12 protein-coding genes are annotated in these 12,048 nt (G+C 69.4%); all 12 read right to left on the reverse strand.

Going from position 1 to position 12,048, the window contains the following annotated elements; translation table 11 throughout:
- Position 1: 1 nt before the first annotated feature.
- On the reverse strand, positions 2-301 hold the full coding sequence (nuoK, locus tag ABEU20_RS23490) for an NADH-quinone oxidoreductase subunit NuoK (RefSeq protein WP_420166796.1): 300 nt from the start codon (positions 299-301) through the stop codon (positions 2-4).
- Positions 298-1,137: an NADH-quinone oxidoreductase subunit J gene (locus ABEU20_RS23495; RefSeq protein WP_420166797.1), complete on the reverse strand. Its 840-nt coding sequence runs from the start codon at positions 1,135-1,137 to the stop codon at positions 298-300. Before ABEU20_RS23495 ends, nuoK begins: the two co-directional genes overlap by 4 nt.
- Positions 1,137-1,751: an NADH-quinone oxidoreductase subunit NuoI gene (gene nuoI / locus ABEU20_RS23500; RefSeq protein WP_420166798.1), complete on the reverse strand. Its 615-nt coding sequence runs from the start codon at positions 1,749-1,751 to the stop codon at positions 1,137-1,139. The genes ABEU20_RS23495 and nuoI overlap by 1 nt, the downstream gene beginning before the upstream one ends.
- The gene (nuoH, locus tag ABEU20_RS23505; protein WP_420166799.1) at positions 1,744-3,039 is read right to left on the reverse strand and encodes an NADH-quinone oxidoreductase subunit NuoH; all 1,296 of its coding nucleotides are present in this window, start codon (positions 3,037-3,039) and stop codon (positions 1,744-1,746) included. Before nuoH ends, nuoI begins: the two co-directional genes overlap by 8 nt.
- Complete coding sequence (locus ABEU20_RS23510; RefSeq protein WP_420166920.1) at positions 3,036-5,477, reverse strand: NADH-quinone oxidoreductase subunit G; 2,442 nt, start codon at positions 5,475-5,477, stop codon at positions 3,036-3,038. The genes nuoH and ABEU20_RS23510 overlap by 4 nt, the downstream gene beginning before the upstream one ends.
- Positions 5,478-5,485: 8 nt before the next feature.
- Positions 5,486-7,552 (reverse strand): NADH-quinone oxidoreductase subunit NuoF, encoded by a 2,067-nt coding sequence (gene nuoF / locus ABEU20_RS23515; protein ID WP_420166800.1) that lies wholly within the window; start codon positions 7,550-7,552, stop codon positions 5,486-5,488.
- Positions 7,549-8,883, reverse strand: coding sequence for an NADH dehydrogenase (quinone) subunit D (gene nuoD, locus ABEU20_RS23520; RefSeq protein WP_420166801.1), 1,335 nt, complete (start codon positions 8,881-8,883; stop codon positions 7,549-7,551). Before nuoD ends, nuoF begins: the two co-directional genes overlap by 4 nt.
- A complete protein-coding gene (locus ABEU20_RS23525; RefSeq protein ID WP_420166802.1) occupies positions 8,880-9,632 on the reverse strand; it encodes an NADH-quinone oxidoreductase subunit C in 753 nt (250 codons plus the stop codon). Before ABEU20_RS23525 ends, nuoD begins: the two co-directional genes overlap by 4 nt.
- Positions 9,632-10,204, reverse strand: coding sequence for a NuoB/complex I 20 kDa subunit family protein (locus ABEU20_RS23530; protein WP_420166803.1), 573 nt, complete (start codon positions 10,202-10,204; stop codon positions 9,632-9,634). Before ABEU20_RS23530 ends, ABEU20_RS23525 begins: the two co-directional genes overlap by 1 nt.
- A 39-nt stretch (positions 10,205-10,243) precedes the next feature.
- Positions 10,244-10,612 carry an NADH-quinone oxidoreductase subunit A gene (locus tag ABEU20_RS23535; protein ID WP_420166804.1) on the reverse strand — a complete coding sequence of 123 codons (369 nt, stop codon included), beginning with the start codon at positions 10,610-10,612 and terminating at the stop codon, positions 10,244-10,246.
- A gap of 297 nt (positions 10,613-10,909) precedes the next feature.
- The gene (locus tag ABEU20_RS23540; RefSeq protein ID WP_420166805.1) at positions 10,910-11,323 is read right to left on the reverse strand and encodes an Rv3143 family two-component system response regulator; all 414 of its coding nucleotides are present in this window, start codon (positions 11,321-11,323) and stop codon (positions 10,910-10,912) included.
- Between the two features lie 87 nt (positions 11,324-11,410).
- Positions 11,411-12,031 (reverse strand): YdcF family protein, encoded by a 621-nt coding sequence (locus ABEU20_RS23545; RefSeq protein ID WP_420166806.1) that lies wholly within the window; start codon positions 12,029-12,031, stop codon positions 11,411-11,413.
- Between the last annotated feature and the right edge of the window lie 17 nt (positions 12,032-12,048).

Raw genomic sequence — 12,048 nt, forward strand, 5'->3', positions numbered from 1 at the left:
GTCAGTATCTCAGCAGGTCGGCGCCGTCGACCGAGGCCGACCGGCGGGTGCGGAAGATGGTCATGATGATCGCCAGGCCGATGACGACCTCGGCGGCGGCGACCACCATCGTGAAGAACGCGAACACCTGGCCGTCGAGGTTGCCGTGCATCCGCGCGAACGTGACGAACGCGAGGTTCGCGGCGTTGAGCATCAGTTCGATGCACATGAACACCACGATCGCGTTGCGGCGCAGCAGCACTCCCGCGGCGCCGATCGTGAAGAGCAGTGCGGCCAGGTAGAGGTAGTTGTCCGGGTTCATCGGGGCTCCTCCCCGTCGGCGCGTCCCCGGTCGGGCGGAAGGCTGCGTGGGGTGAGGATCCGGCTGACGGATTCCCGCGCGTACGTTCCGTCGGGCAGTCGCGCGGGCAGGTCGACGGCGTTGTGCCGCGCGTAGACGCCGGGGCTGGGCATCGGTGTGACACGTCTGGATTCGTCGGCGCCGCCGGCGCCCCACTCGCGGAACCGTTGCTGCGACATCTCCCGCTGGCCGAGTCGACGTTCGAAGCGTTCGCGGTGCGCGAGCACCATCGCGCCGATCGTCGCGGTGATCAGCAGCGCTCCGGTCATTTCGAACACCCACACGTACCGGATGAAGACGAGTTCGGCGATGCCCTCGACGTTGCCGCCCGACGCCGAGTTCGCTTGGTCGAGCCCGACGAAGCCGACCCGGCCGGAGCGGACCACCCCGACGGTGGCGTTGCCGAGGCCACCGATCAGCAGCAGCCCGAACCCGAGACCCGCCACGACGGCCGCGATGCGTTGCCCGCGCAGCGTTTCCACCAGCGAGTCCGACGAGTCGACGCCGACCAGCATGAGCACGAACAGGAACAGCATCATCACCGCCCCGGTGTAGACGACCACCTGCACGACACCGAGGAACAGCGCGCCCTGCGCGATGTAGAGCACCGCGAGCACGATCATGGTCATCGCGAGGCAGATCGCCGAGTAGACGGCCTTGGGTGCGCACACCACGCCGAGCGCCCCGAGTACCGCGACCGTGCCGAGAATCCAGAACTGGACGGCCTCACCGGTGGAGGTCCGGGTGAAGACCTCCGTAGCCAGCAGCGCGGTCGACTGTGCGGTCGCGGCATCCACTACGTCACCTCCGGCTCGGTCGCCGACGCGGGCGTCGGATCGGGCGTCGTATCGGGCGTCGTATCGGGCGTCGTATCGGGCGTCGTATCGGGAATCGGTTCGCCGACCGAGCCCATCACGTTGCCGCGGTAGTAGTCCTCGTCGGTGGTGCCCGGTGCCATGGGATGCGGCGGGGCCTGCATCCCCGATTGCAGCGGCGCGAGCAGGCGGTCCTTCCCGTAGATCAGGTCGGTGCGGTTGTCGTCGGCCATCTCGTACTCGTTGGTCATCGTGAGAGCTCGCGTCGGGCACGCCTCGACGCACAGTCCGCAGCCGATGCAGCGCAGGTAGTTGATCTGGTAGACGCGGCCGTACCGTTCGCCCGGCGAGTAGCGTTCGTCGTCGGTGTTGTCGGCGCCCTCGACGTAGATCGCGTCGGCCGGGCACGCCCACGCGCACAGCTCGCAGCCGATGCACTTCTCCAACCCGTCCGGGTGCCGGTTGAGCTGGTGGCGGCCGTGATAGCGCTCCGCGGTGGGGGTCTTCTGCTCGGGGTAGAACTCCGTGACGGGCTTCTTGAACATCGTCGAGAACGTCACACCGAAGCCGGCGACGGAGTCGAGGAACTCAGGCATCGAAATCCTCCCTTCCGGGGTGTCCCGACCGCACGAGCGGACGGTCGGGGCGGGGATCCTGTCCCGGCAGCGGAGGCACCGGGAATCCACCCGCCAACGGGTCGAAGGGTGTGCCGGTATCCGGCGCCGCCCCGCCCACGCGGCGGGCGCGCAGTCTCCGGTACAGCACCACCAGCAGGGCGAGGGCAACGACCGCGCCACCCACCACCAGGACGATCCACCGGCCCTCGTAGCCCTCGTTACGCAGCGCCCGGACGGTCGCGACGACCATGATCCAGGCGAGCGCGACGGGGATGAGGACCTTCCAGCCCAGGTTCATGAACTGGTCGTACCGCAGACGCGGGAGTGTGGCGCGCAACCACATGAAGACGAACAGGAAGCCCCAGACCTTGATCGTGAACCACAGCAGCGGCCACCATCCGGAGTTGGCGCCGTCCCACATGTTCAGCGGCCACGGCGCGTGCCAGCCGCCGAGGAACATCGTGGCGGCGAGCGCCGAGACCGTGACCATGTTGACGTACTCGGCCAGCATGAACATCGCGAACCGCAGCGACGAGTACTCGGTGTGGAAGCCGCCGACCAGTTCGCCCTCGGCCTCGGGGAGGTCGAACGGTGCGCGGTTGGTCTCGCCGACCATCGACGTCACGTAGATCAGGAATGCGGGCAGCAGCAGGAAGACGTACCAGTTCCCCTCCTGCGCGGCCACGATGCCCGACGTGGACATCGTCCCGGCATCGAGGAACACCGCCGCGAAGGTCAGGCCCATCGCCACCTCGTACGAGATGACCTGCGCGGTCGACCGGAGCCCGCCGAGCAGGGGGTACGTCGAACCCGACGCCCAGCCGGCGAGCACGATGCCGTACACGCCGACGGACGTGACGGCGAGGATGTAGAGCACCGCCACCGGAAGGTCGGTGAGCTGCAACGGTGTCCGGTGCCCCAGGATCGAGACCTCCGGCCCGAACGGGATCACCGCGAATGCCATGAACGCGGGAACGACCGCGATGACCGGAGCGAGCAGGTAGACGGGTTTGTCCACCGCGGCGGGAACGATGCCCTCCTTGAGCGCGAGTTTGACGCCGTCGGCGAGCGACTGCAGGATTCCGCGCGGACCGACCCGATCGGGTCCGACGCGCATCTGCATCCACGCCAACACCTTTCGTTCACCGTAGATCGCCAGTAGCACCGTCAGCACGAGGAAGACGAAGATGCCGAGCGCCTTCGCCACCACGAGCCACCAGGGGTCGTGTCCGAACATCGACAGGTCGGTGGCAGCCAATGTGCTCATCGCACGACCTCCCCGTGCGCGGGACGTCCGGTCACGCCGTCGTCCTCGGCCGGCCCGACTCGGACGACGTCCCCGGCCTGAGCCCCGAGTTGCCGGTACACCGCCGATCCGGGTGAGCAGATCGGCAGCCACACCACCCGGTAGGGCAGATCGGTGATCGCGAGCGGCAGCGTCACCGATCCGAGGTCGGTCTCGACGGTCACCGGATCACCGTCCTGCACACCCAGTTCGGCGGCGCAGTCGGCGGACAGTCGCACGACGGGCGGCCGCGCCGTTCCCGCGAGGAACGGCTCCCAGTCCTGCATGCGGCCGGCGTCGAGCAGCATCCGCCAGCCCGCCAGCACCGCTTCCCCGGGGCCGGGTTCGGGGGTCGTCGGCGGCGGCGTCCCCACCATCGGGGGACGCGCCCCCTGCCAGAGGCCGAGGTGGTCGAGTTCGGCCCGGGCCGCCGCGACGTCGGGCACCCCCAGCGGCCTGCGCGTCTCGGCGGCGATGGCGTCGAGCACACGAAGATCGGGCAGGGCTCCGGTTCGGGGCAACGCCGTCTCGAACGGCCGCACCCGCCCCTCCCAGTCCACGAAGCTGCCGGACTTCTCGGCGACCGGCGCGACCGGGAACACGACATCGGCGCGATCCGTCACGGCGCTGTGCCGAAGTTCGAGGCTCACCACGAATTCGGCGGCGTCGAGCGCGGCGAGGGCTGCGCGCGGATCCGGGAGGTCGTCGGGGTCGACACCACCGACGACGAGGGCGTCGATGTCGCCGGACGTCGCGGCGGCGAGGATGCCGCCGGTGTCGCGTCCGACGCGGGCAGGCAGGTCCGGGACCTGCCACATCTGCGCGACCCGGCGCCGGGCCTCCGGATCGACGAGGGGCCGTCCACCCGGCAGCACACCCGCGAGTGCGCCCGCGTCGAGTGCGCCGCGCTCCCCCGCGCGCCGCGGAATCCATGCCACCCGCGCCCCGGTCTCCGCGGCCAGCGCAGCCACGGCTGTGAGGGTGCCGGGAATCGCCGCGGCGCGTTCCCCGACGACGATCACCGCACCGGGACGACGCAGGAATTCGGATCCGGCCAGTTCGTCGAGGATCGACGGCTCGTCGCCCGGTACGGCGCGGAGCAGTCGCCCGGACATCTTTTCGAGCCCGCGGGTGGCGAAGGGCGCGATCGAGAGGATCACCGCGCGCTTGGTGCGCACCGCCTTCCGCAGCCGCAGGAAGACGATCGGCGACTCCTCCTCGGGTTCGAACGCGACGAGCACGACGGCGGTCGCGTTCTCGAGGTCCTCGTACGTGACGGCACCGGGACCGAGTCCACGGCCGGCGACGTACGCCGTCAGGAAGGCGGTTTCCTCCGCCGAGTGCGGCCGCGCACGGAAGTCGACGTCGTCGGTGCCGAGCACCACACGCGCGAATTTCGCGTACGCGTACGCGTCCTCGTAGGTGGCACGACCGCCGACCAGCACCCCGGCGCGGCCGGCCGCCGCGATCAGGCCCCGGGCCGCGAGGGTGAGCGCCTCCGGCCACGACGCCGGCCGCAACTGCCCTGCGCCGTCCCGCACCAGCGGGGTCTCCAACCGGTCCGGCTGCGTCGCGTAGGTGAACGCCCACCGCCCCTTGTCGCAGTTCCATTCCTCGTTGACCTGGGGATCGTCGCCGGCGAGACGGCGCAGCACCGTGCCGCGGCGGTGATCGGTGCGTTGCGCGCACCCGCTCGCGCAGTGCTCGCACACGCTCGGCGTGGACACCAGATCGAACGGCCGGGCCCGGAATCGGTAGGCAGCGCCGGTGAGGGCGCCGACCGGGCATATCTGGACCGTGTTCCCCGAGAAGTAGGAGTCGAAGGGCTCGTCCTCGCCGATGCCCACCTGTTGCAGGGCACCGCGCTCGAGCAGTTCGATCATCGGGTCGCCGGCGATCTGGCGCGAGAACCGGGTGCACCGCGCGCACAGCACACACCGCTCCCGATCCAGCAGCACCTCGCTCGACAGCGGAATCGGTTTGGGGAAGGTGCGTTTGACGCCGCCGAACCGGGAGGCCGCGCGCCCGCTGGACATCGCCTGGTTCTGCAGGGGGCACTCGCCACCCTTGTCGCACACCGGGCAGTCGAGTGGGTGGTTGATCAGCAGCAGTTCCATGACGCCCTTCTGGGCGCGGTCGGCGGACTCCGACGTGACCTGCGTGCGGACGACCATGCCGTCGGTGGCGACCGTCGTGCACGACGCGAGCGGCTTGCGCTGGCCCTCGACCTCGACGAGGCACTGGCGGCACGCACCGACCGGGTCGAGCAGGGGATGGTCGCAGAACCGCGGGATCTGGATGCCGATGCCCTCGGCGGCCCGGATGACGAGCGTCCCCTTCGGAACGGTGACCTCCACGCCGTCGATCGTGAGTGTGACGCGGTCCGACGGCACCGGCTGCCCCGACGCGTCGGATCCCATGTTGACGGTCACGATTTTCCCCCTTCCGGTCCGGACGGGACCCGGGCGACGAGCGCCGACGCCTCGGGGTCGAACGGGCACCCCGCACCCGCGATGTGCGCGACGTACTCGTCGCGGAAGTACTTCAGCGACGACATGATCGGGCTGGCGGCACCGTCACCGAGCGCGCAGAACGACTTGCCGAGGATCGTGTCCGAGACGTCGAGCAGCTTCTCGAGGTCCTCTTCACTGCCCTCGCCGCGTTCGAGCCGTTCGAGGATCTGCACCAGCCAGTACGTGCCCTCGCGGCACGGCGTGCACTTGCCGCAGGACTCGTGCGCGTAGAACTGCGTCCAGCGCAACACGACCCGCACGATGCACGTCGTCTCGTCGAAGATCTGCAGGGCCTTGGTTCCGAGCATGGATCCGGCCGCGGCGACGCCCTCGTAGTCGAGCGGCACGTCGAGGTGCTCGCCGGTGAGGATCGGGGTCGACGACCCGCCCGGCGTCCAGAACTTCAGCCGATGTCCGGCGCGCACCCCTCCCGCGAGATCGAGCAACTGCCGCAACGTGATCCCGAGCGGGGCCTCGTACTGTCCGGGCTGTGCCACGTGACCCGAGAGCGAGTACAGCGTGAATCCGGGCGACGCCTCGCTGCCCATGCCCCGGAACCATTCCGGCCCGCGCAGGATGATCGGCGGGACACTCGCGATCGACTCGACGTTGTTCACCACGGTCGGACACGCGTAGAGACCGGCGACGGCGGGGAACGGCGGCCGCAGTCGGGGTTGCCCCCGCCGCCCCTCGAGCGAATCGAGCAGCGCGGTCTCCTCCCCACAGATGTAGGCGCCGGCACCGGCGTGCACGACGATGTCGAGGTCGTAGCCCGAACCGAGGATGTCGCGCCCGAGGTAGCCCGCGTCGTAGGCCTCGGCGACGGCCGCCTGCAGTCGCCGCAGGACCGGCACCACCTCGCCGCGCAGGTAGATGAAGGCCTGCCCGGCGCGGATCGCATACGCCGCGATGACGACACCCTCGATCAGCGCATGGGGCGTCGCGAACATCAACGGAATGTCCTTGCACGTACCCGGTTCCGACTCGTCGGCGTTGACGACCAGGTAGTGCGGTTTGGCGGTGCCGTCGGTCGCCGGGTCCTGCGGGATGAACGACCACTTCATGCCGGTGGGGAACCCGGCGCCGCCGCGACCGCGCAGTCCGGCGTCCTTGACGGTCTGGATCACCTCGTCCGGATTCATCCGCAGCGCCTTGCGCAGCGCGGTGTATCCGTCGTGGCCGTGGTAGGCGTCCAGGGTCCACGACCGGTCCTCGTCCCAGTGGCTGCTCAGCACCGGGGCGAGCGGCGTCGCCGCGTCCGAGCGCGCCTGCCGCAGGCCTGCGAGAGACGCCGGTCCCGCTCCCCCGCCCGCGTCCACGGCACCCTGTCGACGGTCGGGGAACCCTGCCAGGATTCGCGCGGTGTCCCGGAACGAGCACAGCGGAGCGCCGCGGGTGGGCGTCACCTGCTCACCCGCCCGCAGGGCGTCGACGACCGTCGTCGCCGACGCCGGCGTCTGGTTGTCGAAGAACTCCCAGTTCACCATCATGACGGGCGCGAAATCGCAGGCCGCGTTGCATTCGATGTGTTCGAGGGTGACCGCCCCGTCCGCCGTGGTCTCGCCGTCACCGATGCCCAGATGGTCGCGGAGCGCCGCGTGGATCGCGTCGCCGCCCATCACCGCGCAGAGGCTGTTGGTGCACACCCCGACGTGGTAGGTGCCGGTCGGCTCGCGCCGATACATCGTGTAGAACGTGGCGACCGCCCTCACCTCGGCCGCGGTGAGCCCGAGTTGCACTGCGCAGAACTCGATTCCGGCCTGCGAGACGTAGCCGTCCTCGGCCTGCACGAGGTGCAGCAGCGGCAGCAGCGCCGAGCGCGCGGTGCCTCGCGTCTCGTCGCCGTCGGTCCGGTAGCGGGCGACGATCTCCTCCGCGTCCGCCGCGAGACGGGCCGCGACGTCGGGAGGGTATGCGGCCCGCTCGTGCGGACGCGGACCCAACTCGAGGAACACCGGCCCCGTGGCACGCGGTTCGGTCATCGGTCCACTCCCCCCATGACTGGGTCGATGCTGGCGACCGACGCGATCACGTCGGCGACCATCCCGCCCTCGCACATCGCCGCCACCGCCTGCAGGTTCGTGAACGACGGGTCGCGGTAGTGCACCCGGAAGGGACGGGTTCCGCCGTCGCTGACCATGTGCACACCCAGTTCGCCCCGCGGCGACTCGACCGGCACGTACACCTGGCCGGGCGGGACCCGGAACCCTTCGGTGACGAGTTTGAAGTGGTGGATCAGTTCCTCCATCGAGGTGCCCATGATCCGCCGGATGTGTTCGAGCGAATTCCCGAGTCCGTCGGCGCCGACGGCGAGATCGGCCGGCCACGCGATCTTCCTGTCCGCCACCATCACCGGACCCGGCCGGAGCCGGTCGAGGCACTGTTCGACGATCCTCAGCGACTGCGCCATCTCGTTCACCCGGACGAGGTAGCGGCCGTAGCAGTCGCTGCCGGTGTCGGTGACGACGTCGAATTCGTAGGATTCGTAGCCGCAGTAGGGATCCGACCTCCGCACGTCCAGCGGAAGCCCGGTCGCCCGCAACACCGGGCCGGTGACGCCGAGCGCCATGCAGCCGGTCAGGTCCAGGTACCCGACGCCCTCGGTACGGGCCTTCCAGATCGGGTTCTCGTTCAGCAGGTCCTCGAGGTCGCGCAGCCGCCGCGGCATCAGGTCGAGCAACTCACGCACCTTCGGCACGGCGCCGTCGGGCAGATCCTGCGCCAGCCCGCCGGGCCGCACGTACGCGTGGTTCATGCGCAGTCCGGTGATCATCTCGAATATGTCGAGCACCAGTTCGCGTTCCCGGAACCCGAACAGCATCGGGGTGATCGCGCCCAGTTCCATGCCACCGGTCGCGAGCGCCACCAGGTGGGAGGAGATCCGGTTGAGCTCCATCAACAGCACTCGCACGACGGTCGCCCGCTCGGGGATCCGATCGGCGATGTCGAGCAACTTCTCGACGCCCAGGCAGTACGCGACCTCGTTGAAGAACGGCGACAGGTAGTCCATTCGCGTGACGAACGTGACGCCCTGGGTCCAGTTGCGGTACTCGAGGTTCTTCTCGATCCCGGTGTGCAGATAGCCGATTCCGCAGCGCGCCTCGGTGACGGTCTCGCCTTCGATCTCGAGGATCAGCCGCAGGACGCCGTGGGTCGACGGATGCTGAGGCCCCATGTTGACGACGATGCGCTCGGCACCCGCGTCGTGGGCGGCGTGCGCCGCGTCCACCAGGTCGTCCCAGTCCTGACCGCCGACGGTGAACACTGCATCGCCGCTGTCGGTCTCACCGGTGCTCTCGCGAGGACGGTTCACTGGTACGCCCTCCTCTCGTCCGGCGGCGGGATCTTCGCCCCCTTGTACTCGACGGGGATGCCGCCGAGGGGGTAGTCCTTGCGCTGCGGGTGCCCCGTCCAGTCGTCGGGCATCTCGATCCGGGTGAGCGAGGGGTGGCCGTCGAAGACGATCCCGAAGAAGTCGTACGTCTCACGCTCGTGCCAGTCGGTGGTCGGATACACCGCGTACAACGACGGGAGGTGCGGGTCCGCATCGGGCACAGCCACTTCCATGCGGACCCGGCGGCAGTGGGTGACCGACATCAGCGGGTACACCGCGTGCAGCTCGCGGCCCGGATCCTGCGGGTAGTGCACGCCGCTCACACCGAGGCACAACTCGAAGCGCAGGGACGGGTGGTCCCGCAGACGTCGCGCGAGGACCGGCAGGTGCTCGCGCCGCACGTGCAGCGTCAGTTCACCGCGGACGACGACGACACGCTCGACCGCGTCGTCGAACAACACACCCACGGCGTCGAGCGCATCGGCGAGGGTGTCGACGAACTCGTCGAACCATCCGCCGTACGGGCGGGGTGTGCCACCGGGCAACGTGACCGGGCGGATCAGCCGTCCGTACCCGGAGGTGTCGCCCGTGCCGCCGACACCGAACATCCCCTGCCGCAGGCCGATCATCTCGCCGCCGGCGACGCGTTCGGGCGGCACGGTGCCCTCCGGGCCGGCGGTCGCCTCGGGGTCCGGCCCGCCCTGCACGTTGCCGCGATCGGTCGCCATCACCTCACCGTCCCCGCTGTGTGGCTCGGGAGGCCGAGGTCGACGACGGGCCTCGCCGCCAGTGCTGCCGTCTCCGCCGCCCGGACGGCCACCTCGCGGTTGACGCCGAGAGGGGTGTCCTGGATCTTCGCGTGCAAGGCGAGAATCGCGTTGAGGAGCATCTCGGGCCGCGGCGGACAGCCCGGCAGATAGATGTCGACAGGAACGACATGGTCGACGCCCTGCACGATCGCGTAGTTGTTGAACATGCCGCCCGAGGACGCGCACACCCCCATCGCGAGAACCCACTTGGGTTCGACCATCTGGTCGTAGACCTGCCGGAGCACCGGGGCCATCTTCTGGCTCACTCGTCCCGCCACGATCATCAGATCGGCCTGCCGGGGCGAGGCTCGGAAGGCCTCCATCCCGAAACGTGCGAGATCGAAGCGCCCGGACGTGGTCGCCATCATCTCGATCGCACAGCACGCGAGGCCGAACGTCGCCGGCCACAGCGAGCCCTTACGGGCGTACCCGGCGACGGTCTCGACCGTGCTCAGCAGGAAGCCACCCGGTACCTTCTCTTCGAGCCCCATCCTTCGTTCGCCTCCGCTCCGTGGTCGTCTCGAGTTCCGCTAGTCCCAGCTCAACCCCCCACGCCGCCACTCGTAGACGTAGGCGACGGACACGTTGAAGACGAACACCGCCATCGCGGCCAGACCGAACATGCCCAGGGCGTCGAAATGGACGGCCCACGGGTACAGGAAGACGATCTCGATGTCGAAGATGATGAACAGCATCGCCGTCAGGTAGTACTTCACCGGGATGCGTTGCCCGCCTGCCTGCCCGCCGGGTTGCTCCATCGGCTCGATGCCGCACTCGTACGCCTCGAGCTTCGCCCGGTTGCGTCGCCGGGGTCCGACCGCGGACGCGACGAACACGGAGAAGACCGCGAAGGCCACCGCGATGGCACCCAACACGAGAATCGGCACGTAGGCGTTCACCTGCCTCAGCTCCTCCGGTCGCGAGCCTCGGCCGTCCGGTGCCGGACGGTCGACCGAGCTGGTTCAGGAGCAGTGCGTGTCCGACAAGCTTTGTCGGCCCCTTCTGCCTGTGCGCCAGCCCGTACGGCAATCACGGACGGCGGGTAGCCAGGGACGACGCACAATCACGCAATCAGGAAAACCCACCCGCCGAATGTGATCTACGCCTCAGCCTACCCAGATTGCCCCCCGGCTTGGCTTCGGTTTTACCCGCGAGTCTTCCGGCAACGGGATCGACACGGGCCGGACGCGACCGCGTCACGCGGGCCGGAGCAGCGCTACCACCGTCTGGGCCAGGGCGAACGGATCGATCGGGTGCTGGACCACTCCGTCCGCCCGCGACCAATCCGCCAACCATCGGTCGTCGGCGCGTCCGGTGAGCACCACGATCGGCGGGCACACATCGAGTTCGTCGCGGAGTTGCTTGGCGATGCCCATTCCGCCCGTCGGCTGCGCCTCGCCGTCGAGCACCACCAGGTCGATACCGCCCGCATCCAGTTCCCGAACGACCACGGCCCCCGTCGCGACCTCGAGGTACGCGAACTCGGGCAGGTCCGGGTGCGGCCGGGGACCCAGCGCACCGATCACCCGCTCGCGTGTCGAGGCGTCGCTGCTGTAGACGAGCACGCGCAGCGTCACGGAGTCATCGGAGCGCACGGTCGGATTGTCCACGATCCAGATGCTACGACCGCAGACCCCGGCGCACCGGGAGGCGAGTCCGATTTCAGCCGCGGCGCCCTCCGGTCGCCCGGGCGCGGGTCAGAATCCGGGCGCCGCCACCGGTACGTACCGGAACTGACCGGACGCCGACTGGAACGTCCCGAGGGCACGGTCGATGTGCGATGCAGAGGTGACGAGCACGGCACCGTCCGCCCCTGCCGCGGACAGGATCTGGGCGGTGTTGCGTGCGTTGTCGACGGTCGAGAACGAATCGTTCTCGAGGATGATGTTCGCGGGATTGACACCCCGGAGCACGAGACCGGCGAGCATCGCCTGCGCCTCGGTGTACGGCAGAGGCTGCGTCGGCCCGCCGGAGACGATCACCTTGTTGGCCGGATGCAGGCGGGCGATCGCGGCGGCCGTGTTCAGCCGGGAGTTGAGGACGGCCGGCAACAGGCCGTCAGCATTCAAGCGGGCGCCCAGCACCACGATGTACCGGGAGGCCGGGTCGCCGGTGGTGAGGTAGGAATGTGCGGCGGTGTACTGACCGAGCGACGACACGGTGTCCGAGATCCCGGACGCCGCGGTGTACTCCAGGGTGTCGATGCCCTGGGTGATGAGTCCCGGGATGTTCAGCGAGGCCGCGTGTGCCGGCACAGCGGCGACGACTGGCAGGGCGGCCACAGCGGCCGCGACGACGATCGTTCTCAACTTCTGCATTCGCCTGCGTCTCCCAG

The sequence above is a fragment of the Rhodococcus parequi genome (assembly GCF_046042785.1).
GTDB classification, from domain to species: Bacteria; Actinomycetota; Actinomycetes; order Mycobacteriales; family Mycobacteriaceae; genus Prescottella; species Prescottella parequi.

Bases quoted from the DNA above. Each gene is read 5' to 3' on its own strand.
- nuoK (WP_420166796.1), bottom strand. From the start codon at position 301: ATGAACCCGGACAACTACCTCTACCTGGCCGCACTGCTCTTCACGATC.
- nuoI (WP_420166798.1), bottom strand. From the start codon at position 1,751: ATGCCTGAGTTCCTCGACTCCGTCGCCGGCTTCGGTGTGACGTTCTCG.
- nuoH (WP_420166799.1), bottom strand. From the start codon at position 3,039: ATGAGCACATTGGCTGCCACCGACCTGTCGATGTTCGGACACGACCCC.
- ABEU20_RS23510 (WP_420166920.1), bottom strand. From the start codon at position 5,477: ATGGGATCCGACGCGTCGGGGCAGCCGGTGCCGTCGGACCGCGTCACA.
- nuoF (WP_420166800.1), bottom strand. From the start codon at position 7,552: ATGACCGAACCGCGTGCCACGGGGCCGGTGTTCCTCGAGTTGGGTCCG.
- ABEU20_RS23525 (WP_420166802.1), bottom strand. From the start codon at position 9,632: ATGGCGACCGATCGCGGCAACGTGCAGGGCGGGCCGGACCCCGAGGCG.
- ABEU20_RS23530 (WP_420166803.1), bottom strand. From the start codon at position 10,204: ATGGGGCTCGAAGAGAAGGTACCGGGTGGCTTCCTGCTGAGCACGGTC.
- ABEU20_RS23545 (WP_420166806.1), bottom strand. From the start codon at position 12,031: ATGCAGAAGTTGAGAACGATCGTCGTCGCGGCCGCTGTGGCCGCCCTG.